Raw genomic sequence first — 25,442 nt, forward strand, 5'->3', positions numbered from 1 at the left:
AATTTTATAGAGATGATTTTTTATCTATAACTGAAACATATTTATTGCCTTCAATATAGTACCTCCAAAGAAAATCTTTTGCCTCTTCAGCGTAATCAATGCCAATCCTTTTAGAATATACAATTTTGAAATCTTTAAAATCGTCTGCATATAAGGATAACTCCTCGCTTAATATAGAATGGGTATTTAAAGATTTGTCTATACTAAGGGCTATACATAGTTTTCTAGGACCAGAAGTGAGATTTAATATTTCGCGGGGCTTAAGCTTAGTAAAAGGTTTATTAAATCTGTTTTCACTCATAACTTCAATACCTTTTATTGGTTCAATGGCACGAATTAAGACTCCTTGAGGATCGTCTTCACAACCGGTTACTATATTCATGCAGTTATACATTCCATATATTTTATATACGTAGGCTATACCAGCACTTTTAAATAAAGGTTCCGTTCTAGTGGTTTTCTTATAGTTATAGGCATGAGAAGCTTTATCAATTTTTCCCACATAAGCCTCAGTTTCTACAATTCTACCAGTGAGCTTATATCCCATATAATTCCTTACTATTATTTTACCTAAGAGGTCCTCAGCAACTTCTCTTGCATCCCTACGAAAAAAATCAAGGGAAAGGTTTTTAAATTTCATAAATATCCTCCATATTTATTTTACAAATGTAATATTATATAGTTTAGGTTAAAATTGCTTAGATTATTTATAATATATCTACATAAAGATAAAATATCTAGTAATTTTCATTTAATTCAATTAAAATTTGAATTAATAATTTAAATCTGCATTATATATATATGAAAAAATAAATATTAACTATTTTATGATAGTATAGTTTGAATTTTCAGGGAGGGATTATATATGGAAATTAAAAGAGAAACAGCGTTAATTACTGGAGCTTCGTCTGGAATTGGATATGAGCTTAGTAAAATCTTTGCTCAAAATGGCTATAATTTAATTTTAGTTGCTAAAAGAATCGAAGTTTTAAGAAGGATTAAAGAGGAGCTATCAAAGATTTATGGAATAGAAGTTATTATAATTGAGAAGGATTTATCTAAATCTTATAGTGGAAATGAGGTTTTTAATGAAATTATAAATTTAGATATAAGTATAGATGTACTAATAAATAATGCTGGTGTAGGTTATTGTGGTCTATTTCATGAAATTAATATGGAAAATCATGATTTAGTAATACAAACTAATATTGTTGCTTTAACGGAGCTTACATATTTAATTTCTAATCAAATGATTAAAAATGAGGGTGGGAAAATCCTAAATGTGGCATCTACTGGTGCATATCAACCAGGACCGTATACTGCAGTATATTATGCATCAAAAGCTTATGTACTATCTTTAACGGAAGCTTTATCAATAGAACTTAAAAAGTATAATATTCAGGTAAGTGGACTTTGTCCAGGAACTACAAAAACAGATTTTCATCAAAGAGCTGGCAAAAGAGAAGTAAGAGGAGCAATGTCGCCTAAATTAGTAGCTGAAATAGGGTATAAAGAATTTATGAAAGGAAAAAGTATAATTATACCTGGGATTAAAAATAAAATTGCTATAGGAATATCTAGAGTTTTACCTAGAAAAGTATTGGGAAAAACCGTTGGATGTATCCAAAATTCAGTTATTCTACTTAATAAGTAATGTTTTTGTAGGAAATATATTGATATTAATGTATAATTATATATTATATGTATTTAATTTCATATAAAGGGGGTGAAAATTTGAAAATACAATATGTATTTTGGGGTATAATAGGAGTTTTTATTGTGACTTTGATCATAGTTTCTACATTTAATATAAGAATTAGAAGTTCACTAAGAAGGCTAACTAATGAAATGGAGAAAATTTCTCAAGGTGATTTAACAAAGAAACTAAAGGCAAACAAAATTAAAATAATAAAAGAACTAATTGTTTATTCCAATGACTTTATGATAAAGGTTAGAAGGCTTATAGGAAAATCTACGGAAATTAGTGATAGAATACTTATAAACTGTGATGTCTTAAATGAAGATATGAAAAATATGGAGTTACATGTGGTTGAAAATGTAGAATCTATTACCACCATATCAGATGATATGAATAATCAGGTTGATAAAGTTGTATCTGCTAGAAGTGATATAGAAAGTATTGTTTTAAATCATGGAACTATGGTTAGAAATTCGCATAGCGTAGAAAAAACAGCTATGTCAATGATGGAATCTGTAAATGAAAGCAAGAGTGAGTTTGATAAACTTATTAATAAGATGGAAAAATCACTATGTTTGGAAAAGGAACTCTCTCTTAGGATAAAAGCCTTAGAAATTGGTGCACAAAAAATTCAAGATATATCTGATACTGTAAAAGAAATAAGTGGTACTACCAATTTATTATCTTTAAATGCATCCATAGAAGCTGCAAGAGCCGGAGAAGCAGGAAAAGGTTTTTCTGTGGTGGCTGAGGAAATAAGAAAGTTGGCAGAAATGTCATCTGTACAAGCAGATGAAATTCAAAAGATAACAGATAATGTTCAAAAAGATATATATGAATTTGGATCTATAATGGAAGAAGACTTATCAGTTATAAAAGAATCCATTTCATATGCTAAGAAAAATAGTGAAAATTTTCAATCTATATCTAGCTCAAGTATGAATACATTAAACTCTATACAAGAAATAAATAAAGCTATTGAGGATCAAAATATAAATTTAAGGGATATAGAACTATCTATAAATAGTATTTCTAATTTTGTTTCTAAAACTACCATTCATGTACAAAATACAGCAGAAAGTTCTAAGGCTCAATTTAAGGTAGTAAAGCGTGTTTCTGATAATATTAAAGAAGTTGTAAATATGAATAAAGATATGAAGCTTATAATATCATCTTTTGCACAAAATTATATTTTAGATGAAGATACTGAAAAATATATAAATAGTGCTAAAAATATTTTGAATAGTGTTGCAAAAGAAGGCGCAATAATATCTTTAGAAGAAACTAAGTGTAATAAAACATTAAAAGAATTTGTGAAAAAATATCCGTTCTTTTATCTATTATCAGCTATGGATATAAATGGAGATACTAAGGGGGTAACCCTTGAGGGAAGTAGGGAAGAATTATACTGTAATTATTCTCATAGACAATACTTTAAAGAATCCATTAAAGGATTAGTATATAAGTCGGAGCCATACATATCTTCTGATACTGATGGATATTGTATAGCTCTTTCAGTACCTATAAAGAATAATAGTGGACAAGTAGTAGGTATTGTAATGGGAGATTTAGTATTAGAAAAGAATTGAAATGAAGCTATCTTAGTTATCTAAGATAGCTTCATTTTAATTCTTAGTTTTATAGATTTCTAAAGCTCTTGCTAATTGATCTGGACAGGAGGTATCTTTTGAACCGCACTGGATTCCTTTTAGTCTTGATATAACTTCATTGATATCCATGCCTTCTACTAAACTAGAAATACCTAATAGATTACCGTCACAACCTCTTATAAAGCTTACATTTTTTATTTTATTTTCAACTACGTCAAAGTTAATTTCTTTTGAGCAAACTCCTAAAGTAACATATTTCATTTATTATTTCCTCCTATGCAAACTTACATACTATTTGATAATACAGTAATAAGGTTAATATTTCAATATTATCAAATGATTATTTTAAAATTAAATAGATGATTTTGAAGTAATTAAAAATGTTTAACTAATTATAAAGTTTACTAGCTATTATTTCTTTAACCACAGTGGGAAGTTTTTCTTGTTCTTCTTTAGATAAATTTTTAGTTTCAATAGGAGGATGAATAAATAAATCTACATTAGCAGCCTTAATTCTATTGTTATTAGCCTCCATAAGTTTATAAGAACCATTTATAGTTATAGGTACAATAGGTGCATTAGATTTAGTTGCCAGTTTAAAGCTACCAGCTTTAAATTCACCTAGAGGACCACCCTTACTTCTAGTACCTTCTGGGAATATAACTAGTGAATGACCAGCTTTAATTATTTTTACCCCTTCAATTATAGCAGCAGCAGATTTTCTTAGATTACTTCTATCCATAAATACACAGTGAATATATTGCATCCAGGTTCTAACTATAGGTATTTTTAAAGTTTCAACTTTAGCAATAAAACCTTTTGGTTTATTAATATAACTCATTAATAGTGGAATATCAAAATTTCCTTGATGATTACTAATAAACACTACAGGAATATTAGATGGAATATTATCTTCACCATAAACGGATACTGTTGCTCCGCTATATTTAAGCTGCGACATAGCCCACTTTGATGTTACTTTATGTATATAAGCTTCCATTTCTTCAGTTTTTCTTTGTTTCTCTAAATAATTAACTTTATACATTGGTCCAATTTTGGTCAAAAGACTAATGGCAAAATGACCAAACCAAATAATTGTTTTAAACATAATAAATCCTCCATTATAATAACGTATATTAGTAATTATAGTACAGAGTGTTAATTTAATAAAGGATAAAAAACCTCATATTAAGGTAATTGTAAAGTTTTAGTTTATTATTCAGTAAAAGTTTAAACAATTTATATGAAGAAAGTGGTATAATCCAATATAAGATAATATAGAAAGGGTGATATCTATGACTTTAAAACATATAGACATAAAAAATAAATTTAAAAATCTTGAATTAGAACAATTAGAAAAACATAATGAAAAATTATCTTCAGCATTAGTTGCCGGTGTAGTTATTGCTGCTATTGGAATTGGATACAAGGTAACTAAAACTATTATGAAGGTAAAAGGTAAAAAATAGTGTAACTTAGTGTCCATAAAATTTAAATTTAAAGCTTATAGGAAGTGAATTAAATGTATGAGATATTAAAGGAGATGGAAAAAGCATTAATAGATTTAGAATCTATTAATTTAAAGGATTTGAAAGAGGAAAATACAGCAATAATAGTAGTTGATATGGTTAGGGGTTTTTATGATGTAGGACCTTTGGCGTCTTCTAGGGTGAAGAATATAATAAGCCCTTTAGTGAAGCTAAATGATAAAACTACAGGTTATAAAAAAGTATTCTTTATAGATTGTCATGAAGAATGCTCTAGTGAGTTTAATGCATATCCACCTCACTGTATGGCTAATACAGTAGAATCAGAGTTAATAGAAGAACTAAAGGTTTATACAAAGAATAATAAAATTATAAAGAAGAATAGTACTAATGGATTTCATACTAAAGAATTTCAACAATGGCTTAAAGAAAATTCTAGCATTAATAACTTTATAGTTACAGGTGTTTGTACAGATATATGTGTAGAAACTTTAGCTATATCCTTAATAACCTACTTCAATGAAATTAATGAAGAAAAAAATATAATAGTTCCTATAAACTTAGTAGAAACTTATGATTTAGGAATACATAATGGAGATTTGATGAATTTAATAAGTTTATATAAGATGAAAATAAATGGTATAAATATAGTTAAGTATATAGAATAATAAAAATGAGTGGACAATTCCACTCATTTTTACTTACAAATAAGTATCAAACCATTGAAGAGCTTCAGAAACTATAGCCTCTGTTATATAATGGTTTAGTCTGTCATAGGTTTTCATATCTACTAAATCTTTATTTTTATAGTTATGTTTTATTGCATTAAAGAAAGCAATCTCACTTTTAATTGGCACTAAAGCATCCTTATCCCCGTGAAGTAAAAGAAGAGGAGTATTATTAAAATTATTAATATTATTTATAGGGCTATAGGAAGATAGTTCATTTAAGCTTTTATCTATATAATCCTTATTATCTTTATACTGATCCCCAATTATTTCTAAAGTTGCTTCAACCCAAGCACCAGAGCTATTCATAATTACTCCAGCTTTAATGCATTTATTATGAGCAATGATACCAGAAGTAATCATTCCTCCCATGGAATGACCAGAAACTCCAATTCTGTGTTCATCTATATTGTAGTTAGATTCAATATAATCAAGAATAAAACTGAATTCTTTTACAGATGATAACACCGTTGGCCAAAATTTAGTTAATCCACTTTCACCTTGCCAATAATCTATGGTTCCACGATCACCATGATTTATTGAATCAGGTATAACTACCATATATCCATTGCAAGCTAAGAAACTCCCTAGGTTTTTATGAACATCTTTATTAGAGCTCCATCCATGATAAAAGAATATTACAGGAAGTTTTTCAGTAAAATTTTTAGGATACATTATAAGAGTAGATATATTTTCTATATTTACTTTTTTTATACTGATTAAATTATTAATCCACATTGTCATGCCTCCTTTAAGATTCGCCAATTATAATAGAGTATATATTATTTTAAAAAAAATTAATGCTTTTTATTTTACTTATAAATTACATTATACACAAATTATTATAATTTAAAAACATAATTACCATTACTATTGAATAGGCTAATATTAAAAATTAAAGAAAACAGACCATATTGAATTAATAAAATATGATCTGCTTTTCTTTAAAATAAATATAACTAGATATTAGAAATTATTTTAGAATATGAAGTGAGCAATAATTGAAATTATAGGAAGAGTTATTAAAGTTCTTTCTATAAATATTATGAATAATTCTTTTATATTAACAGGTATTTTAGAACCTAGTAATAAAGCTCCCACTTCGGAAAGATATATAAGCTGGGTTATAGAAGTTGCAGCTATAATAAATCTTGTCATATCACTTTGAATTCCACCTGACATTATAGATGGTAATAGCATGTCTGCGAATCCAGCTACTAATGTGCTAGAAGCTGCTGTAGCTTCAGGAATTTGTAGAAGTTTTAAAATTGGTATAAAGGGTAAACCAAGAATTTGAAATAATGGTGTATATTCTGCTATCATTAGTGCTATAGTTCCTACAGCCATAACTACAGGAATTACACCAAACCACATATCTATAACATTTAATGTTCCTTTAGCAAATACATCTTTTTTCAAGGATGAAGATTTGGCTTTATCTAGTGCTTTCTCTAACCCGAATTTAAAAGGTGTATAACCTTCAGGAAGAAGGTTTTCCATAGAATTATTTGCATTATTATAGTATATATCTTTTTTTCTAGATAGTGGAGGTATTTTAGGCACTAATATAGCAGCCACTAAACCAGCGAAGGTAACTGATAGATAGAAGGGTAAAAACATATGACTAAGACCAACAGTATCAATTACAACCAAGCTAAAAGTTATTGACACTAAAGAAAAGGTTGTACCAATTACACAGGCCTCTCTTTCAGTATAATATCCATCAACATATTGTTTGCTTGTTAAAAGAACACCAATAGTACCATCTCCAAGCCAAGATGCGATACAATCTATTGCAGCAGAACCAGGTAGATTAAAAATTGGTCTCATTATCTTTACTAGGAGAGAGCCTACAAATTCTAAAAGTCCGAAATTAAGAAGAAGAGGTAGAAATAATCCGGCAAATAAAAATACTGAAAAGAGTATAGGAAGTAAATCGGATAAGATCATTCCTCCTGTATTTTCTGACCAAATTACTTTAGGCCCTATTTTAAAGATTGTACATATTATGAATATTCCACCTAAAACTCTGATAATAAACCAAATATTATTTACATTAAAAAGAGAATTTAAAAAATTATTTTTAATAATAAATTTAGGCTTAAATACTTTAGTTACTATTGTAAAAAATGCAGTTACAACTATTATGGTTGTTATTATGTATGGAAGTGATTGGCCAAGAGCTTCTTGAACATAGGTTGATAAAGTTGCAACAGGTATAACTACTTCTTCTCCTTTGGTAATTGGAATCATAAATAGGAAGATACCTAAAGAAGATAATATAAGAAATTTAATTACAGCTAATATATATGAATAATTTTTATTATTTGCTGAAGTAGACACTTTATTATTTTTGATGTCCATTTATATACATCCTTTCCTTAATGAATTTATGTATAATTATACATAAACTTTCCCCATAATGCAACATGATTATACATAAATATTATATTTAAACTTAAAAAAATATTATATTTTTTTAAGAAAATGTAAAAAATATAGCAATTTGTATGATAGTTTTTGATTATAAAGTATTAAGTTTAAATTAAACATACATAAGAGAGCCAAATGAAAAGATATATACTAATTTATTTTTTAGCTATATAAATTAATAATTATTAATGAATTAGTTGCATAAAAATAATAAGCATAAGTAATAATTATACTTAATTTATTACTACTTACACTTATTTAAAGGAAAATATTTAGTTAGTATTATATTGAAAGTTGGCACATAAGGTCTCTTCATTAGTAGATGAGGTATAACCAGAAATATCAATAGAGTTTGCAGTGCATTTAAGTTTTTTATTATAAATACATTGTTCAGCCCTGCAATTTACATTAGAATAAGGAGTATTTATACTTATAGAATTTGTTAATGCACTTGATTTTTTTATAAAGTTTTCACAATTTGTACCATAAGGTTGATAGGTATTGGAACCCCCAATAGTTATTTGATTTAAATTACAGTAGTTGGAATTATTATGTACACAGTTATGAACTGAACATTGAAGTAAAACCATTTTATCTCCTCCGAAAATAATTTTACTTTAGTATACCTAATTATTCTAATTTTTATACATAATCATAAATTTCTTAAAATCTTCCTCACTAAGAAACATATCTCCAATGTTACCGTGTTTAGTATCATCTTTAGAAATTCCATGAAAATCAGAACCACAAGTTATTATCATATCCCTTGATTTAGCTAAGGATATAAATTCATCGGTTTCTCTTTTAAAGTTTTGATAATATAGTGCTTCAATACCATGAAAATCATAACTTAATATATTTTTAATAGGTGTTTTTTTTATAAGTTTAGGATGTGCTAAAATTACTATGCAATTATATCTTTTTAGAAGTTCAATTCCTTCTGGTATGGATATGTATTTATTAGGAACATAGGCAGGGCTATCATCTCCTATAAATTTTTCGAATATATAGTGGAAATCAAAGGGATATCCAGCATTTACTATGGCTTGTGCTATATGAGGTCTAGCTATAACACCATTACTAATTTTTAAAACATCATCCACATTTATTTTAATATTAAAGTATTTATCTAAATTTTTAACTATAAATGAAGCTCTAGTTTCCCTGTTTTTCTTTAAATTATTAAGAAATTTTATTAAGGATTCATCTTTAAAATCATTTCCCTTAAAATATCCCAAAATGTGTATGCTTTCTCCATTGTGATTACAACTTAACTCAATTCCAGGAATAAAGTTAAGAGAAATTTCATTAGCTTTATTTAAAGCTTCATTAATACCTTCAGTGGTATCGTGATCTGTTATAGATAAAAGTTCAACATTTTTATTTTTAGCCATTTCTACTACTTGAGAAGGGGAGAACCTCCCATCTGATGCAGTTGTATGACAGTGAAACTCTGCTATAATATTCATAAATATCTCCTTCCTTTGTATAGTAAATAGATATAATAATATAGATTTATTATATCTTAAGTGTAGTATTATTTATACTATATAAGTTGATTCTATAAGTTGATTCTATAAGTTGAAAGAAAACTTTAAAGATATTAATACAAATAAATTATTATACCATAAAAACAATTGTCATAATTGAAATTAAGCTATATAATAAAATCACAATAAAAAATATTTAATAAATTTAAAGGAGATAAAAATGAGAGGTGAAATGAGAAAAAGAATTGCAACATTAGATAATAGAATAAATACTACAAAGCTTGTGAAATTATATATTCTACATTATTTAATATATGAAAATAATGAGGAATATGGATTGGAAATAGTGAATTATATAAATAAAAACTTTACTAAAGTTTCTAATGGGTTGGTGTATCCACTTCTTAGAGATTTGGAGGAAAATCTATATCTTACAGCTAAATGGGAAGATTTTGATAGAAAAAATAAACGCTTATATAAAATTACCGATGAAGGTATAGAACATTATAAAAGAATAAAGGTAGATTATTTTCATGCCATAGAATATAATATTTCTATTTATAATAATGTTTTAAATCAAATTTATAAGAAACAATAGACAAGTTTTGCAGCATTATTCAAAGATGGCTCATTCCTATTATTAATCACATATGTAATATTAAAGAATATTATATATGAAGAGATTAATTAATGGGAGGCTTTAAATTATGTATAAGATAACCTTAGACCCTGGACATGGTGGAAGTGATCCAGGAGGCGTTTATGGTGATCTAATAGAAAAAGATATTACACTAACTATAGCTGTAGAATGTGAGAAAGAGCTACTTAGACATGGAATAAAAGTTCAAATGACAAGAAATACTGATAAATATCTAGGACTTTCTCAAAGAACTACCATGGCAAATAATAATATGTCAGATTATTTTATTTCTATTCATTGTAATGTAGGTGGAGGAGATAGAGGTGAAATAATTTATTCTATATATAATGGTAAAGGTTTAGAACTTACAAACAAAATTAGCAATGAAATTATGAATACTGGTCAGACACAAATTAAAACTTATAATAGAATGAATAAAAGCGGAAGAGATTATTTTCCATTGATAAGAGACACTGTTATGGATGCAATTATTATCAAGTGTGCTTTTATAGATAATGAAGAAGATAATAAGATAATTAGTACTATTGAAAATCAAAAGAAATTTGGAAAAGCTATAGCAAAAGGTATTCTTTCTCAACTAGATATTGATTGTACTGACATAGATTAATTTAATAATATTTATTTTGGTAGTTTCAAAAATATAAATATTAAACGAGCAATTATAAATGAAGAAAATAATAGACCCATTAGAATTAATCTACTAATGGGTCTATTATTATTTTATACTTTTTATATAAATGCTAAGTATATCCTCATAGGTTAATGGATAGGGATGATTTTTAAGTTTTGCTTTATTAGAATTCATGTAAGAAGTATAATTTTTTAATTCATCAAAGGTTATTTTCAAATCCTTTGAAAATAATTTATCTATAAAGTTTCCAAACTCATCTACATTTGAGAAGTCCAATAAAGATATGATTTTATCCACTTTATCCTTAGCATTATTTGCGTATATTTTAAGGTATTCTTTTAAAAGAATTCCATTAGCCTTACCATGAGGTACGTTATGATAATAAGTTAATGGATATCCCATTCCATGAGGAATAGATGTACCGCTTTGTGAAATTACCATACCAGCAATGGAAGATGCTATTAATAAATTTTCACGTATTTCAAAGGAAATGCTTTCTGAAGATATATATGAAATACACTCACTAAATATCTTTAAACCACTTTCTGCAAGAGCGTTGCTAAAGTAGTTAGCATTAGTAGATAAATAGCCTTCTATTAAATGTGAAAGGGCATCTATGGAAGTATTTATTGTCACATTTTTAGGGGTATCCATCAAGTAAGTAGCATCTAAAAATGATACTACAGGAAAAATTTTAGGGCAAATACCTCTTTTATTTTTTATATTATGATCTGTTAATATGGAGTATGGGGTAGTTTCTGTGCCGGTCCCAGCAGTGGTAGGAACTGCAACGATTGGAAGAGAATTAAGAGCGGAATTTGTAAATAAATCTTCAGTAGTGGCTTGTGAATTAAAAAGAAGTACTCCTGCAGCTTTAGATGCATCAATAGGTGAACCTCCACCTATCCCAATAATAAAATCGATACCTTTATCTTCACCAAAAAATTTTATTTTATTAATTGTTTCTGTAGATGGATTTTCTTCTACATCATCAAAAATATGATAATCTATATTGTTTTCTTTTAAAGAATTTACCACATGATTTAAAGAACCATTAGTTTTAGAAGAATGTTTACCAGTCACTATTAAAGCAGTACTTCCTAAAGAATTCATTATACTACCATAATTTGATATTGCATTTTTTTCACATATGATCTTTGTTGGCATAAAAAATATTGGATTACTCAAAATTGTATTCCTCCTTAAAGTTAATTGTAATATTAAAATTTTATCTCATATTTTAATATATCATCTATTACATATTTTCTCAATTAATTAGAAAATATGACTTTATTATGAGTTTTTATTTGTAAGAGCTATTATTATTGAATATTAAAATTAATTTTGAAAATAATAGTTAATATGGAGGTGAGCTTTATGGCTAAGAATAAGCAGAATAAACCTAAGAAATCTTCCAATAAGATGAATGGTGAACTAACTTCTATGAATGACAAATCAAATGACAGTAGAAATTCTAAAACAGGATATATGGAACAGCAACCTAATTCTCACTTAAATCAATTTAAATAAGTCTAGGTTATACTTAAACCGATAACACTACAAAATATTAATATGTAGAGTTATCGGTTTATTGTTTAATTAGATTGATTTTTTTACTAATAAAAATTATAATTCTTTTTATTAGAGTTATGAAGGGAAGTTTAAAATGGAAGAGAGATTACAAAAATATATGGCTAGATGTGGTGTTGCTTCTAGAAGAAAATGTGAAGAAATAATATTATCTAATAGAGTTAAAGTTGATGGGAATATAGTAAGGGAATTAGGAACAAAAATTGACTCTAGAGTTAGTGAAGTTAGATTAGATGATAAAGTAATAAAACCAGAAGAAAAAAAGATATATGTAGCGCTGAATAAGCCTACAGGATATATATCATCTGTAAAGGATGATAGAGGTAGAAAAACTTTATTGGATATTGTAAAGGTAGATGAAAGAATATATCCTATTGGAAGGTTGGATTATGACACTTCTGGATTAATTCTTTTAACTAATGATGGTGAAGTTTACAACAATGTAATGCACCCGAGAGTTTCTATTAATAAAACTTATATAGCTATAGTAAGAGGAATAATCAATAATGATGAAATACATAAATTTGAAAAAGGAATTAATATTGGGGATTATATTACTGCACCGGGAAGATGTGAAGTGGTAGAAAAATATAAAAATAGTTGTAAAGTTGCTATAACTATCCATGAGGGGAAAAATAGACAAGTGAGAAGAATGTGTGAAACAATTGGACATCCAGTTATAAGTTTAAAGAGAGTTTCAATTGGTGAAATAAAATTAGATATAGGATTAAAAGAAGGTCAATGGAGATACCTAAGTGAAATAGAAATACAATACTTAAAGAATGGAGGAGATAAAAATGTTTAAATACTTGGGAAATATAACAGATTTATCTCACTATATAATTGAAAATTTTGTGGTGGATAAAAATATAGCGATAGATGAGACTCTTGGGAATGGTGGAGATTGTGATTTTCTAAGTGAGAGCTTTAAAAAAGTTTATGCATTTGATATTCAATCAGTAGCAATAGAAGAATATAAGAAAAAAAATAAAAATAATGTAAAACTCATTTGTGATTCTCATGAAAATATAGAAAAACATATAACTGAAGAGGTAGATGTAGCCATATATAATTTAGGTTTTCTACCCGGTGGCGACAAATCAATAACTACGGAGGCTGAATCTACACTAAAAAGTATTAAAAGAACTTTGAAAATATTAAAAAATGGAGGTTTTGCCATTATATCGGTATATATTGGTCATAATGAAGGTCTTCGTGAAAGTGAACAGATACTAAAATATGCAAGTTCTCTACCGAAAGATAAGTATGGAGTAATGATTCATAAAGTTATAAATAGGAGTGAAAGGGCTCCGTATTTATTAGTCATTGAAAAGAAGTGATTCCTCTAAAGTAGTGATTTTACAATACTTAATGCGGAATTTTAAACCATGTTATAAGTTTATGATTATCTCTTATATAGGAAAATTTTCATAAAATTAATAATCATAGAAGTTTTATGTTGAAGGATAATCCATACTATGTTAATATGAAGTATATAATTCATTTTTCAGTAAAATGAATTATATACTTTATAATCTTTTAAAAGGAGTTAAGTGATGGAAAATAATAATACTGATTTAATGAGAATGATACAAACTAAATTTTCAAGGTTAAGTAAAGGGCAGAAGTTAATAGCTGAATATATTTTAAAGCACTATGATAAAGCAGCATTTATGACTGCAGCGAAGCTTGGAGCAAGCGTTGGTGTTAGTGAATCAACGGTAGTTAGATTTGCTAATCAATTAGGTTATGAAGGATATCCTGAACTCCAGAAGGCATTGCAAGAACTTATAAAAAACAAACTTACCACAGCTCAAAGAATAGAATTGTCTAACGATTTTATTATTCCTAATAACGCTTTAAAAGGAGTATTAAAATCAGATATAGAAAATATTAGAGCAACAATGGAAAAAATAAATTATGAAGCTTTTGAAAGTACAGTTAATAGTATTTTAAACTCTAAGAAAATTTATATTGTAGGATTAAGAAGTTCCGCTGCATTGGCAGACTTTTTAGGATTTTATTTAAATTTAATATTAGACAATGTAAAAATCGTATCTTACGGAATGAGTGATATTTTTGAACAGATGCTAACATTAGGGGAAGGAGATTGTGTCATTGGTATAGGTTTCCCACGTTATGCTATGAGAACTGTTGAAACCCTTAATTATGCAAAGTCAAGGGGAGCTGATGTTGTTGCAATTACAGATAGCGTTTTATCTCCATTAGCAACTAAAGCTGATTATGCACTAATAGCTGAAAGTAATATGGCTTCCTTTGTTGATTCTTTAGTGGCACCATTAAGTGTTATTAACGCCCTTATTATAGCTGTAGGATTGAAGGAAAAGGATAAAATATCTAAAACCTTTACGGAACTTGAGCAAGTATGGCAAGAATATCAAATTTATTCTTACAAAACAAATAAGGATATTAACAAGTTCTAATTTTTATGTCTAAATTTTTATAAAATTATGTTGATTTATAGATAAAAGTATTCTATTATGTAGATAAAGACATGTAATCGTTTTTAATATTTGCAATAAATCTGTTAAAATGTTTTTAAAAAAGAAGGAAAAAAAGCGAATACATAGAATATATATTACATGTAAAGATTTACTTCAGTGTGTTATCATGCAAAAAGTAAATTATATAAATAATTTTGTTTAAATTTTAGGAGGTATTGATACTATGGATACTAAAGCTTATATTGAGCAAGTATTAGAAAACGTGAAAAAAAGAAACAGCGCTGAACCAGAATTTATACAAGCTGTTGAAGAGGTTTTAAACTCTATAGGGCCTGTACTTGACAAGCACCCAGAATATGTAGAGTCTAACCTATTAGAAAGATTCTGTGAGCCTGAAAGACAAATAATGTTTAAAGTATCTTGGAAAGATGACAATGGTAAAACTCAAGTAAATAGAGGATTTAGAGTACAATTTAATGGAGCTATAGGACCTTACAAAGGTGGATTAAGATTCCATCCATCTGTTTACTTAGGAATTATCAAATTCCTAGGATTTGAACAAATTCTTAAAAATGCATTAACTGGACTTCCAATAGGTGGAGGTAAAGGTGGTTCAGACTTTGATCCAAGAGGTAAGTCTGATGCTGAAATCATGAGATTCTGTCAAGCGTTTATGACTGAATTACAAAGACACATCGGACCAGATGTGGATGTTCCAGCTGGAGATATCGGTGTAGGTGGAAGAGAAATCGGATACTTATATGGTCAATATAGAAGAATTAGAGGAGCTTTCGAAAATGGAGTTTTAACTGGAAAAGGGTTAACTTATGGTGGAAGTTTAGTAAGACCAGAAGCAACAGGATTTGGAGTTACTTACTTCTGTGAAGAAATGCTTAAACATGAGGGAACTGATTTCAAAGGAAAAACAGTTGCAGTTTCAGGATTCGGTAACGTTGCTTGGGGAGCATGCCAAAAGGTTGCTGATTTAGGTGGTAAAGTTGTTACTTTATCTGGACCAGATGGTTACATCTATGATAAAGATGGAATAACTACGCCAGAGAAAATTAACTACTTAGTTGAAATGAGAAATTCAGGTAGAGATAAAGTTCAAGATTATGCTGATAAATTTGGATGTGAATTCTTCCCAGGACAAAAACCATGGGGTGTTAAAGTTGACATCATAATGCCTTGCGCAACTCAAAATGATATTCATATAGAACATGCAAAACAAATCGTTGCTAATGGAATTAAATTTGTATGTGAAGCTGCAAATATGCCATGTACAAACGAAGCGGTTGAATACTTCTTAGCTAATGAATTAATAGTTGGACCTGCTAAAGCTGCTAATGCTGGTGGAGTTGCTACTTCTGCATTAGAAATGGCACAAAACAGTATGAGAATATCTTGGACAGCTGAAGAGGTGGACCAAAAACTTCATCAAATAATGGTAACAATCCATAAAAATGCTATGGATGCAGCTGAACAATGTGGATTTGGATACAACTTAGTTGCTGGTGCTAATATTGCTGGATTTATGAAAGTTGCTGAAGCAATGCATGCTCAAGGAGATATTTAATATTAAATTAAAATAGTTTTAATATTAAAGGAGGGAATTTTTAAATTCTCTCCTTTTTCATGTAATATGATAAAGATTTCAGTTTTAAATGTAATTTATTATAATTAAACTCTTCTAATAAATGTAGAATAAAATTTTAGTTAACAAAATAATTTCATTGAATAATTAGGAATTTTATATTAAATTATAATATAGGAATATATTTAAAATAAAACAGAAGAGATGGTGATTTTTTGGCACAAGTAGTAGTTGTAGGTGGAGGTCCAGCTGGAATGATGGCTGCAATAGCAGCAAGTAAAAATAATAAGGTTATATTAATAGAAAAGAATAATAAACTTGGCAAAAAACTGTTTATTACTGGGAAAGGTAGATGTAATGTAACTAATAATAAGGATATTAGTGAGTTTTTTGATTATATTCCAACTAATCCTCATTTTCTATATAGTGCTCTTTATACATTTACCAATGAGGATACTATTAAGTTTTTTAATGAAAGAGGAGTTGAACTTAAAGTAGAGAGAGGGGATAGAGTTTTTCCTAATTCAGATAAATCTTCAGATATTATAAAAGCCTTTGAAAAAACTTTAATGGAGAAAAATATTGAAATTAAACTTGGAATTGCTGTAAAAGAATTAAAAGTTGAAAATAATAAGATTACTTCAGTAATCCTTGATAATGATGATTATATAGAATGTGATAATATAATCTTAGCTACTGGCGGGGCTTCATATCCTCAAACTGGATCTAATGGTGACGGGTTTAGATTTGGCAAAAGTTTGGGTCATAATGTAGTGTCTATAAAACCGTCCTTAGTACCAATTGAAATTAGTGAAGCTTGGGCAAAAGACCTTCAAGGTTTATCACTAAGAAATGTACAACTTACATTATTAGATAAGAACAATAAAATTATTTTTAAAGATCAAGGTGAAATGTTATTTACTCACTTTGGAATTTCTGGTCCATTATGTCTTAGTGCAAGTAGTTTAATAAAACCAAGCAAAAAGTATAAGATTGTATTAAATCTTAAGCCTGCACTTAGTGAAAAAGAGTTAGATTTAAGAATACAAAAGGATTTTTTAAAGTATAATAATAAGGACTTTAAGAATGCATTAAATGATTTATTTCCACAAAAATTAATTCCTATTATGATTAATTTAAGTAAAATACCAGAAAATCAAAAGGTAAATAGTATTACAAAAGAACAACGTAGATTTTTTCTAAATCTTATTTCAAATCTTACGATGGATGTAAGAGGATTAAGGTCTATAGATGAAGCAATAGTTACATCTGGAGGTATTGATACAAAAGAAATTGATCCCTCTACAATGAAATCTAAGGTGGTTTCTAACCTAAGTTTTGCTGGAGAAGTAATAGATGTAGATGCTTATACTGGAGGTTATAATGTACAGATTGCTATTTCTACAGGTTTTATAGCAGGAAGTAAGATATAAATATAAAAGTAAAGTTATTATTGAGAAATTTATAGTTTTAAAATATGTATTTAAATTATAGATTGATAGTAACTATATAACTGAGGAGTGATACTATGAAAATATCAATAGCTATTGATGGTCCTGCTGGAGCAGGGAAAAGTACTATAGCTAAATTAATAGGAGAAAAATATAATTTAATGTATATAAATACTGGGTCTATGTACAGAGCAGTTACTTTATTTGCAATGAGAAAGGGTATTGAACCTAATCAAATAGGTGATTTATGTGAACTTATAGATACTTTGAAGATGTATTTTAATAATGATAACCTATTTGTTAATGATATAGATGTGACTGATGAGTTAAGGAGTATTGAAGTTACTAATAATGTGTCGAGATATGCATCTATACTAGAAGTTAGACAAAAGCTAGTTGAAATGCAGCAAGAAATAGCTAAAAATTACAATGTAATCATGGATGGTAGGGATATAGGCACAGTAGTACTTAAAAATGCAACCTTAAAAATATTCTTGACAGCTAGGGCAGAAGAAAGAGCTAAACGTAGGTATGATGAGCTCATAGCCAAGAATATAAAAGTAGATTATAATAATATATTAGAGGATATAAAAAAAAGAGATTACATTGATTCAAATAGAGAAGTAGATCCTTTAAGAAAAGCTGAAGATGCTATAGAAATTGATACTTCTACGATGGGTATAAGTGAAGTAGTAGTAGCCATATCTAAGTACATATCATATATAGTAGATAAATAGTCATGTATAATTTAAATTAATTTATTTTATAGTAAATGGTATTAGAGGTGAGGATAATATGGCTGAAGTAACTCTTGCAAATAAAGCAGGTTTTTGTTTTGGAGTAAAGAGAGCAGTTGAAGAGACTATAAGATTGAGAGAAAAATATGATAAGGATATATACACACTAGGACCATTGATCCATAATAATGATGTTGTGAAAAGCTTACAGGAAAAAGGTATTTATTCTATAACTCTTGAAGAAGCATATAGTCTTAAAAAAAATGATGTTGTAGTAATAAGATCTCATGGTGTTGGTAAAAATGTATTTGACCATTTAAGAAGGAATAATGTTATAATAGAAAATGGGACTTGTCCATATGTGAGAAATATACAACAAAAAGTTGAGGAGTATTACAGCAAAGGATATAATATAATTATTGTTGGAGATGATAAGCATCCAGAGGTCATAGGAATTAATGGGTGGTGTAATGATACAGCTATTATATCTAAGAATGGAGAAAACATAGATGCAATTGGGGGTAAGGTATGTGTAGTTTCTCAAACTACAGAAAAGCAAGGTAATTGGGAAAAGGTTTTGAACAGGGTAATATCATTAGCTAAAGAAATAGTAGCTTTTAACACTATCTGTAATGCCACAGAAGAAAGACAGAAATCAGCGAATAAACTTTCTAAAAAGGTTGATTTAATGATAGTTTTAGGTGGATATAATAGTTCAAATACTACAAAGCTTTATGAAATTTGCAAAAAAAATTGTGAAAATACTTATCATGTAGAAAAAGTAGATTCTTCACTTTTAAATATGATAGGGAATGAAAATATAAATAAAATTGGAATTACTGCTGGGGCGTCAACTCCAGAGTACGTAATTGAGGAGGCTATTAGTAAAATGAAAAAACAAAACGATATAAGTCAAGAGGATATGGACCTTTATGATAAATATTTTAAGGATACTAGCAACATATCTGTAGGGAGTATTTTAGAAGGTGAAGTATTTAAAGTAAATGAAAAAGAAGCATATTTAACTATAGGTACAAAAACTGAGGCTATAGTAACAGCAGAGGAATACTCTAGAGAAAATGGCACTCCTTTAAATCAACAAATTAAAGTTGGAGATGTTGTTAAAGCAAAAGTAATAAATAGAAAAAATTCTGATGGATTAGTTGTATTATCAAGAACTGAGGTTTTAAGAGCTGAACAACAACAAGTGTTAAAGACTGCTTTTGATAATGGAGAGATAATAAATGTTCAAGTTAAACAAGAAGTAAAAGGTGGACTTGTAGCTTTATTTGAAGGAGAAAGAGTATTTATACCAGCATCTCATATAGAATTAAGTAGAGTTAGTGATTTGTCTAAGTATATAGGGCAAAATTTTGATATAAAACTTATAGAATATTCTAGAGAAAGAAATAGAGTTAAAATAGTTGGTTCAAGAAGAGAACTTTTAGAGAAGGAGAATGAAGTTAAAAAAGCTACTACATGGTCTTCTTTAGAAAAGGGTATGGTAGTTGAAGGTGAAGTTAAAAGATTAACTGCTTTTGGAGCTTTTGTAGAAATTAATGGTATAGATGGTTTATTACACAGTTCAGAAATGTCTTGGAATAAAGTTAATAACCCATCAAAATTATTTAAAGTTGGTCAGATTATTAAAGTTGGTGTTTTAGAAGTTGATAGAGAAAATAACAAATTGGCTCTAAGTGTTAAAATGTTAAGCGAAAATCCATGGAATAATATTAATGAAAAATATCCAACAGGAAATGTTGTTGCTGGAAAAGTAGTAAGATTTGCACCATTTGGAGCATTTGTTGAATTAGAAGAAGGGATAGATGGGTTAGTCCACATATCTCAAATTTCTAATGAGAGAGTTGAAAAAATTGAAGATGTTTTAAAAATTGGAGAGATCGTAAAAGCTGTTATAACTCAAGTAGATGCTGAAGGAAAGAAAATTGGACTTAGCATTAAAGATTTAGAAGCATAAAAATTTTTAGAAGATACACTATACTGGTGTATCTTCTATTTTAAATTAAAATAAATATACTAAAAATGGTTATATTATTTAAATTTGGATTATAATATATATATAGATTCAAAAGTATGAGGTAGATGGATTTATGTATAGATTAGAAACATTAAATAATTCAAATTTTAATTTTATAAATGAGTTTGATATTACTAATGAGTATAAAGAAGAACTCATAGATATATGTACAAATAAGAATATATTTAAAAAACTTCTTTTGGGAAAAAATATCAAGTATATAAAATCTCAACAAAAATATATAGGGTTTTTATGGTATAGTAAACTTCAATATCAAGTATATAAAATACACTGTATAAAGTTTATTCCTGAATATAGTACTTTTGAGTATTATAAAGAAGTTTTTAAGTTTTTCAATAGTTGTAATTCAATTATAATTAGTGAAAATAATAACTTGAATACAACTTTATTGATTGAACTAGGATTTAGTGTAGAAAGAACTATTATTGAAATGGAAAGAGATATAAGTTCCTATGAAGAACAAAATAATGATGAAAATATTTCTTTTGCAACATTTAAAGAAGGAAAAGATGAAAAATATAGGTGTTTAATTCAGAATAAAGTTTTTGATTCAGCTAATAGACAGTCTATAAATAAAGAGGATATTATATACGAAAAATATCAAAATTATTATATTCCAGAAGGATGTATTTTTATTAAACATAAAGGGGTTCATGTAGGGTACGGGCAATTAATAAAAAAAGATTCAAAAATTTATATAGCTAACTTTGGAATTTTGCCTGAATATAGAGGTAAAGGTTATGGAAAGAAGCTACTTAAACATATAGTGAATATAGCTCATGATCTTGGTAATGGTAAAATATATCTTAAATGTGATAAAAAGAATATAGAAGCTGCAAATTTATATATAGGTGAAGGGTTTAAAACAATAGATATTTACCATGAGTATAAGAAAGATAATATAGATTCATTTTAATATAATAATTAATGTAGTAAATATAGAACTATACTTTATAATTATTAAGAGCAAATATAATAAAAAAAGAAATTAAGNNCTTAATTTCTTTTTTTATTATTATTTTTCAATTTTTACATATTCAGCTAAAGCTCTTTCTAATATGTCCATTGCATCAGCTAAAGCTTCAGTATTTAAACAATAAGATAATCTTATTTCATCCATACCAAGACCTTCTGTTGCATAGAAACCTTCTGCAGGAGCAACCATAACAGTTTTATTATTATAATTATAGTCTGTAAGTAACCATTTTGCAAAATCTTCTCCACTTTTTATTGGAAGTTTTGCTACTATATAAAATGCCCCAGTAGGTTTTTTGCATATAACACCTGGCATTTTTGAAAGCTTTTCAAACAGAATGTTTCTTCTTGATTCATACTCTTTTTTAACGTTAATAAAGTATTCTTTAGGAGTATTGATTAAATTTGCTGCTGCTAATTGTTCTATAGTTGGAACACATAGTCTAACTTGACATATTTTCATAATTTGACTTATAAGTTCTTTATTCTTAGAAGCTACTAAACCAATTCTTGCACCACATGCACTATAGCGTTTAGATATGCTATCTATTAAAATTACTCTATCTTTAATATCTTCCATATAAAGAGCAGAAGTGTATTTTAATCCATCATAAACAAACTCTCTATATACCTCATCTGCAATAAGGAATAGGTTATTTTCTTTACATATATCAGCAAGCATTCTTATTTCATTTTCAGTGTAAACAACTCCAGTTGGATTTCCAGGGTTAGAAACCATGATTGCTTTAGTTTTAGGAGTTATTTTAGATATTATAACCTCCTTTCCTGGTAGATGGAAGCCTTCTTCAGCTTTAGTTATAAAAGGTACTACTTTTACGCCAGCACCTTGTGCAAATCCTGCATAATTAGTATAGAAAGGCTCTGGTATAATTACTTCATCGTCTACATCACAAATTGCTGTTAATGCTAAAGAAATAGCTTCAGAACCTCCATTAGTAATAAGAACTTCATTAGATTCAAAATCTATATCCCATTCTTTATAATATTTAATAAAACTATTAATTGCTTCATCTATTCCTTGAGATTGAGCATATTTAAGCACATCATCTTTATAGTTGTTAATTCCTTCCATGAACTCCTTTGGAGTTTCAATATCAGGTTGACCAATATTTAGATGATATATTTTTACTCCTTTACGTGTAGCTTCAGCTCCATATGGTGCCAGTTTTCTAATAGGTGAATATCCCATAGCCAGTATTCTTTTTGAAAATTCCATTTTAACTCCTCCTAAAATAATATGAATAAATATTTAAGTTTATTTATTTTCATTATTGTACTAGTATACATTATATATTGTTTCTATTTTGTATAATATTTATGAAGAACTTTACATAATCTTTTTATTCCTTCTACGATTTTATCTTCTGGCATATTAGAGTAATTTAATCTAAAGAAATTTTTTTCCACCATTAGGGAAGAAAGAAGCACCAGGTACATAGGCCACATTCTCTTTTAGAGCATCTTCTATAATAGAAGCAGAATCTAAATCTTTTCTTAATTCAACCCAAGTAAACAACGCTCCTGAAGGATAAGTGTATTTAACGTCTTCAGGAAAATATTTTTTCATGTAATTCCACTTGGATTTTGAAAATATGAAATAGTATAAATTATTTCTATATTGTGGTTTCCATTTTCTAATTATTGTACAATTATAACATTTTTATCCACTGGTATTCTAAGAATTTAGGACCATAAGCTAGAAATGCATTTAAAGCTCCAAGATAGCTTGGACTCTCACATGCAATAGTGTGCTCCTTTATTTATGAAAAGCTTTGCAGAAAACTTTAAACCTTTATGAGAACTATTAGTTAGCATAACATTTGAAGTATCGCATTTTACTCCTGTAGGCGCTATTCTTTCTTTTACAATTAGTTCTCTCAAAGGCATGTAACCATCAGTAGAAGCATATTGTAGAGCTACTTGACCTTTTTCTTTTATAACCTTTGATGATACTTCGTTTAGTTTATCTAAAGGAAATAATTCAGGTGCTGGTAATCCACCTGAAAAAGAAATAATTTCTGGCTTTTCAGTCAATTTTAAAAGTTCTCTTATTTCAGATGCTTTTAAATTTGAAGTCCTATTCGCATAACGTATGTTCATATATACACCCCCCATAATTATGTTTTAAAATCAGTTATACTATTTATCTTATGTACCATGATTTTATTATAACTTATTTGCATGTTTTTTCAAGATATTTTAATATAGTGGAAAGAGTAATAAAATAAATCTTAAAAATACTTGTTATTTGAGTGAAAAAGTAGTACAATAACCTAAAGAATAAATTAAATAATAAAATATTTCTTTAAATCAGTCCAGAGAGGCTGGCAAGAAGGTAGATATAATTACAGGGCACACTATATTTCTGTATATAACTTCTTGCGAAAGTAAGAAGTTTTTTTATTTATATACCTTTTAATCAGTACTGGGATACTGAAAGGGGAGAAAGAAATTTCTCCTAATATTAAAAATATTAAGGAGGCTTTATATGTCAGAAATAACATTAAAAAAAGAAGCAGAAGAAACATTGGCAAAGAGATCTATTAAGGAAGAGACTAAAAGAATGGTACTTGCTATGCAGCACTTAATTGCTATGTTTGGTGCAACGGTTCTAGTACCTGTACTTACAGGACTTGACCCTTCAGTTGCTCTTGTTGCCGCAGGATGTGGTACTTTGATATTTCACCTTTGTACGAAAGGAAAAGTTCCAGTATTTCTTGGATCTTCCTTCGCATTTATACCGGTAATAATAGCTGCGGGAGAATTAAATGGCGGAGATTTAGCATATGCACAAGGCGGATTGTTAGTTGCAGGTTTTATTTATGTAATAATTTCATTTCTAGTTAAGAAAATTGGAGTAACCACTATAAAAAGATTCCTTCCGGCCCAAGTAGTAGGACCTATGATAATAGTTATAGGATTAAACCTTGTACCTACAGCTATAGGAATGGCTAGTGATAATTTTATTATAGCAGGGATAACTTTATCTATAGCATTATCAATTAACTTATTTGGAAAAGGTTTTTCAAAACAATTAGCTATACTTATTGCAGTATCATCAGGGTATATACTCTCATTGATTTTTAATATAGTAGATACTAGCATAATATCTAAGGCAGCATTTTTAGCGATACCTAGCTTTAACTTTCCTAAATTTGATATGGCATCTATCCTTACAATTGCCCCAGTAGTGTTAGCTGTATTAATGGAGCATGTTGGTGATATTAGTACAAACGGACAAGTAGTGGGCAAAAACTTCATTGAAGATCCTGGTCTTAATAGAACCCTATTAGGAGATGGACTTGCAACTATGTTTTCTTCATTTATTGGAGGACCAGCAAATACAACTTACGGAGAGAATACTGGAGTTTTAGCATTAACAAAAAATTATGACCCATCAATAATAAGAATTACAGCAATATTTGCTATCATCTTAGGTTTTGTAGCTAAATTAGGAGGATTACTATTATCTATCCCTAGCGCTGTTATGGGTGGTATTAGTATCATGCTATTTGGAATGATTGCATTAATAGGATTTAAAACTATTAAAAATGGAGATGTAACTTTTGATTGGAAAAACATTGTAGTAATAGCTACTATAATAATAATTGGTCTTGGTACTACTAATTTAGAAAAATACACTGGTATATCAATTGGAATTCCAGTTGGTGCATCTGTTAAAATAACAGGCGTAAGCTTAGCAGCTCTTGTAGGGGTTATACTAAATATGATTTTAAATTTTAAAAGTGAAAAAGAAGAAAATAGAAATGAATATGTAGCTTAACTATGCATTCATTGAAATATCACTTAA

General features: G+C 28.1%; 25 protein-coding genes and 1 pseudogene. 16 read left to right on the forward strand and 10 right to left on the reverse strand.

Annotation, left to right across the window (positions count from 1 at the left end):
* Positions 1 to 4 precede the first annotated feature (4 nt).
* Entirely contained in the window at positions 5 to 640 is a 636-nt protein-coding gene (locus tag B3630_RS16340) for a DNA-3-methyladenine glycosylase (RefSeq protein WP_346900013.1), read from the reverse strand.
* A 225-nt stretch (positions 641 to 865) separates the two neighbouring features.
* On the opposite strand from B3630_RS16340, the gene B3630_RS16345 reads away from it, so the two are divergent.
* Complete coding sequence (locus tag B3630_RS16345) at positions 866 to 1,654, forward strand: SDR family oxidoreductase (RefSeq protein ID WP_346900015.1); 789 nt, start codon at positions 866 to 868, stop codon at positions 1,652 to 1,654.
* Between the two features lie 80 nt (positions 1,655 to 1,734).
* Positions 1,735 to 3,288 (forward strand): methyl-accepting chemotaxis protein, encoded by a 1,554-nt coding sequence (locus tag B3630_RS16350; protein ID WP_346900017.1) that lies wholly within the window; start codon positions 1,735 to 1,737, stop codon positions 3,286 to 3,288.
* Positions 3,289 to 3,324: 36 nt separating this feature from the next.
* On the opposite strand, the gene B3630_RS16355 is transcribed toward B3630_RS16350, so the two are convergent.
* Together B3630_RS16355 and B3630_RS16360 are read right to left on the reverse strand one after the other, a co-directional pair.
* Entirely contained in the window at positions 3,325 to 3,570 is a 246-nt protein-coding gene (locus B3630_RS16355) for a TIGR03905 family TSCPD domain-containing protein (RefSeq protein ID WP_346900019.1), read from the reverse strand.
* Between the two features lie 127 nt (positions 3,571 to 3,697).
* Entirely contained in the window at positions 3,698 to 4,417 is a 720-nt protein-coding gene (locus B3630_RS16360; protein ID WP_346870644.1) for a lysophospholipid acyltransferase family protein, read from the reverse strand.
* Positions 4,418 to 4,604: 187 nt separating this feature from the next.
* Between B3630_RS16360 and B3630_RS16365 the strand changes: the two genes are divergently transcribed.
* Positions 4,605 to 4,778, forward strand: a complete 174-nt coding sequence (locus B3630_RS16365) for a hypothetical protein (protein ID WP_346870643.1) — start codon at positions 4,605 to 4,607, stop codon at positions 4,776 to 4,778.
* Between the two features lie 53 nt (positions 4,779 to 4,831).
* Positions 4,832 to 5,464 (forward strand): isochorismatase family cysteine hydrolase, encoded by a 633-nt coding sequence (locus B3630_RS16370; protein WP_346900021.1) that lies wholly within the window; start codon positions 4,832 to 4,834, stop codon positions 5,462 to 5,464.
* A gap of 33 nt (positions 5,465 to 5,497) precedes the next feature.
* On the opposite strand, the gene B3630_RS16375 is transcribed toward B3630_RS16370, so the two are convergent.
* The 4 genes from B3630_RS16375 to B3630_RS16390 all read right to left on the reverse strand — a co-directional run bounded on the left by B3630_RS16375 (position 5,498) and on the right by B3630_RS16390 (position 9,426).
* Entirely contained in the window at positions 5,498 to 6,262 is a 765-nt protein-coding gene (locus B3630_RS16375) for an alpha/beta hydrolase family protein (RefSeq protein WP_346900023.1), read from the reverse strand.
* A 240-nt stretch (positions 6,263 to 6,502) separates the two neighbouring features.
* Positions 6,503 to 7,888, reverse strand: a complete 1,386-nt coding sequence (locus B3630_RS16380; protein WP_346900025.1) for a YjiH family protein — start codon at positions 7,886 to 7,888, stop codon at positions 6,503 to 6,505.
* Positions 7,889 to 8,229: 341 nt separating this feature from the next.
* Complete coding sequence (locus B3630_RS16385; RefSeq protein ID WP_346900027.1) at positions 8,230 to 8,547, reverse strand: DUF1540 domain-containing protein; 318 nt, start codon at positions 8,545 to 8,547, stop codon at positions 8,230 to 8,232.
* 45 nt (positions 8,548 to 8,592) lie between these two features.
* Positions 8,593 to 9,426, reverse strand: a complete 834-nt coding sequence (locus B3630_RS16390; RefSeq protein WP_346900029.1) for a PHP domain-containing protein — start codon at positions 9,424 to 9,426, stop codon at positions 8,593 to 8,595.
* Between the two features lie 241 nt (positions 9,427 to 9,667).
* Between B3630_RS16390 and B3630_RS16395 the strand changes: the two genes are divergently transcribed.
* Together B3630_RS16395 and B3630_RS16400 are read left to right on the forward strand one after the other, a co-directional pair.
* Positions 9,668 to 10,045, forward strand: a complete 378-nt coding sequence (locus tag B3630_RS16395; protein WP_346900031.1) for a PadR family transcriptional regulator — start codon at positions 9,668 to 9,670, stop codon at positions 10,043 to 10,045.
* A 109-nt stretch (positions 10,046 to 10,154) separates the two neighbouring features.
* Positions 10,155 to 10,715: an N-acetylmuramoyl-L-alanine amidase gene (locus B3630_RS16400; protein WP_346900033.1), complete on the forward strand. Its 561-nt coding sequence runs from the start codon at positions 10,155 to 10,157 to the stop codon at positions 10,713 to 10,715.
* Positions 10,716 to 10,823: 108 nt separating this feature from the next.
* Here B3630_RS16400 and B3630_RS16405 read toward each other — a convergent pair whose 3' ends face one another.
* On the reverse strand, positions 10,824 to 11,927 hold the full coding sequence (locus tag B3630_RS16405; RefSeq protein WP_346900035.1) for an iron-containing alcohol dehydrogenase: 1,104 nt from the start codon (positions 11,925 to 11,927) through the stop codon (positions 10,824 to 10,826).
* Positions 11,928 to 12,116: 189 nt separating this feature from the next.
* Here B3630_RS16405 and B3630_RS16410 point away from each other — a divergent pair, with 189 nt between their 5' ends.
* From B3630_RS16410 to B3630_RS16450, 9 genes are all read left to right on the forward strand, one after another.
* Positions 12,117 to 12,269 carry a hypothetical protein gene (locus B3630_RS16410; RefSeq protein WP_167403023.1) on the forward strand — a complete coding sequence of 51 codons (153 nt, stop codon included), beginning with the start codon at positions 12,117 to 12,119 and terminating at the stop codon, positions 12,267 to 12,269.
* 136 nt (positions 12,270 to 12,405) lie between these two features.
* Positions 12,406 to 13,134, forward strand: a complete 729-nt coding sequence (locus B3630_RS16415; RefSeq protein WP_346900037.1) for a pseudouridine synthase — start codon at positions 12,406 to 12,408, stop codon at positions 13,132 to 13,134.
* On the forward strand, positions 13,127 to 13,669 hold the full coding sequence (locus B3630_RS16420) for a class I SAM-dependent methyltransferase (RefSeq protein ID WP_346870634.1): 543 nt from the start codon (positions 13,127 to 13,129) through the stop codon (positions 13,667 to 13,669). The genes B3630_RS16415 and B3630_RS16420 overlap by 8 nt, the downstream gene beginning before the upstream one ends.
* A 216-nt stretch (positions 13,670 to 13,885) precedes the next feature.
* Positions 13,886 to 14,773, forward strand: coding sequence for a MurR/RpiR family transcriptional regulator (locus B3630_RS16425; RefSeq protein ID WP_346900039.1), 888 nt, complete (start codon positions 13,886 to 13,888; stop codon positions 14,771 to 14,773).
* Between the two features lie 244 nt (positions 14,774 to 15,017).
* Positions 15,018 to 16,370 carry an NADP-specific glutamate dehydrogenase gene (gdhA, locus tag B3630_RS16430; RefSeq protein WP_346900041.1) on the forward strand — a complete coding sequence of 451 codons (1,353 nt, stop codon included), beginning with the start codon at positions 15,018 to 15,020 and terminating at the stop codon, positions 16,368 to 16,370.
* 233 nt (positions 16,371 to 16,603) lie between these two features.
* Complete coding sequence (locus tag B3630_RS16435; protein WP_346900043.1) at positions 16,604 to 17,821, forward strand: NAD(P)/FAD-dependent oxidoreductase; 1,218 nt, start codon at positions 16,604 to 16,606, stop codon at positions 17,819 to 17,821.
* A gap of 95 nt (positions 17,822 to 17,916) precedes the next feature.
* Positions 17,917 to 18,576, forward strand: coding sequence for a (d)CMP kinase (cmk, locus tag B3630_RS16440; RefSeq protein WP_346900045.1), 660 nt, complete (start codon positions 17,917 to 17,919; stop codon positions 18,574 to 18,576).
* Between the two features lie 58 nt (positions 18,577 to 18,634).
* A complete protein-coding gene (locus tag B3630_RS16445; protein ID WP_346900047.1) occupies positions 18,635 to 20,554 on the forward strand; it encodes a bifunctional 4-hydroxy-3-methylbut-2-enyl diphosphate reductase/30S ribosomal protein S1 in 1,920 nt (639 codons plus the stop codon).
* Positions 20,555 to 20,687: 133 nt separating this feature from the next.
* Positions 20,688 to 21,551, forward strand: a complete 864-nt coding sequence (locus B3630_RS16450) for a GNAT family N-acetyltransferase (RefSeq protein WP_346900049.1) — start codon at positions 20,688 to 20,690, stop codon at positions 21,549 to 21,551.
* A 99-nt stretch (positions 21,552 to 21,650) separates the two neighbouring features.
* Here B3630_RS16450 and B3630_RS16455 read toward each other — a convergent pair whose 3' ends face one another.
* Both B3630_RS16455 and B3630_RS16460 read right to left on the reverse strand, forming a co-directional pair.
* On the reverse strand, positions 21,651 to 22,847 hold the full coding sequence (locus B3630_RS16455; protein WP_346900051.1) for a pyridoxal phosphate-dependent aminotransferase: 1,197 nt from the start codon (positions 22,845 to 22,847) through the stop codon (positions 21,651 to 21,653).
* 83 nt (positions 22,848 to 22,930) lie between these two features.
* A pseudogene (locus B3630_RS16460) lies at positions 22,931 to 23,731 on the reverse strand (hypothetical protein).
* A 388-nt stretch (positions 23,732 to 24,119) separates the two neighbouring features.
* Between B3630_RS16460 and B3630_RS16465 the strand changes: the two are divergent.
* Positions 24,120 to 25,415, forward strand: a complete 1,296-nt coding sequence (locus B3630_RS16465) for a uracil-xanthine permease family protein (RefSeq protein WP_346900053.1) — start codon at positions 24,120 to 24,122, stop codon at positions 25,413 to 25,415.
* The last annotated feature ends 27 nt before the right edge of the window (positions 25,416 to 25,442 follow it).

This window comes from Clostridium sp. UBA7503, assembly GCF_002477055.1.
Classification (GTDB): Bacteria; Bacillota; Clostridia; order Clostridiales; family Clostridiaceae; genus Clostridium_J; species Clostridium_J sulfidigenes.

Bases quoted from the DNA above. Each gene is read 5' to 3' on its own strand.
- B3630_RS16445 (WP_346900047.1), top strand. From the start codon at position 18,635: ATGGCTGAAGTAACTCTTGCAAATAAAGCAGGTTTTTGTTTTGGAGTA.
- B3630_RS16400 (WP_346900033.1), top strand. From the start codon at position 10,155: ATGTATAAGATAACCTTAGACCCTGGACATGGTGGAAGTGATCCAGGA.
- B3630_RS16425 (WP_346900039.1), top strand. From the start codon at position 13,886: ATGGAAAATAATAATACTGATTTAATGAGAATGATACAAACTAAATTT.
- B3630_RS16385 (WP_346900027.1), bottom strand. From the start codon at position 8,547: ATGGTTTTACTTCAATGTTCAGTTCATAACTGTGTACATAATAATTCC.
- B3630_RS16410 (WP_167403023.1), top strand. From the start codon at position 12,117: ATGGCTAAGAATAAGCAGAATAAACCTAAGAAATCTTCCAATAAGATG.
- B3630_RS16340 (WP_346900013.1), bottom strand. From the start codon at position 640: ATGAAATTTAAAAACCTTTCCCTTGATTTTTTTCGTAGGGATGCAAGA.
- B3630_RS16345 (WP_346900015.1), top strand. From the start codon at position 866: ATGGAAATTAAAAGAGAAACAGCGTTAATTACTGGAGCTTCGTCTGGA.
- B3630_RS16355 (WP_346900019.1), bottom strand. From the start codon at position 3,570: ATGAAATATGTTACTTTAGGAGTTTGCTCAAAAGAAATTAACTTTGAC.
- B3630_RS16365 (WP_346870643.1), top strand. From the start codon at position 4,605: ATGACTTTAAAACATATAGACATAAAAAATAAATTTAAAAATCTTGAA.
- B3630_RS16455 (WP_346900051.1), bottom strand. From the start codon at position 22,847: ATGGAATTTTCAAAAAGAATACTGGCTATGGGATATTCACCTATTAGA.
- gdhA (WP_346900041.1), top strand. From the start codon at position 15,018: ATGGATACTAAAGCTTATATTGAGCAAGTATTAGAAAACGTGAAAAAA.
- B3630_RS16420 (WP_346870634.1), top strand. From the start codon at position 13,127: ATGTTTAAATACTTGGGAAATATAACAGATTTATCTCACTATATAATT.
- B3630_RS16375 (WP_346900023.1), bottom strand. From the start codon at position 6,262: ATGTGGATTAATAATTTAATCAGTATAAAAAAAGTAAATATAGAAAAT.
- B3630_RS16450 (WP_346900049.1), top strand. From the start codon at position 20,688: ATGTATAGATTAGAAACATTAAATAATTCAAATTTTAATTTTATAAAT.
- B3630_RS16390 (WP_346900029.1), bottom strand. From the start codon at position 9,426: ATGAATATTATAGCAGAGTTTCACTGTCATACAACTGCATCAGATGGG.
- B3630_RS16415 (WP_346900037.1), top strand. From the start codon at position 12,406: ATGGAAGAGAGATTACAAAAATATATGGCTAGATGTGGTGTTGCTTCT.
- B3630_RS16465 (WP_346900053.1), top strand. From the start codon at position 24,120: ATGTCAGAAATAACATTAAAAAAAGAAGCAGAAGAAACATTGGCAAAG.
- cmk (WP_346900045.1), top strand. From the start codon at position 17,917: ATGAAAATATCAATAGCTATTGATGGTCCTGCTGGAGCAGGGAAAAGT.
- B3630_RS16380 (WP_346900025.1), bottom strand. From the start codon at position 7,888: ATGGACATCAAAAATAATAAAGTGTCTACTTCAGCAAATAATAAAAAT.
- B3630_RS16395 (WP_346900031.1), top strand. From the start codon at position 9,668: ATGAGAGGTGAAATGAGAAAAAGAATTGCAACATTAGATAATAGAATA.
- B3630_RS16360 (WP_346870644.1), bottom strand. From the start codon at position 4,417: ATGTTTAAAACAATTATTTGGTTTGGTCATTTTGCCATTAGTCTTTTG.
- B3630_RS16370 (WP_346900021.1), top strand. From the start codon at position 4,832: ATGTATGAGATATTAAAGGAGATGGAAAAAGCATTAATAGATTTAGAA.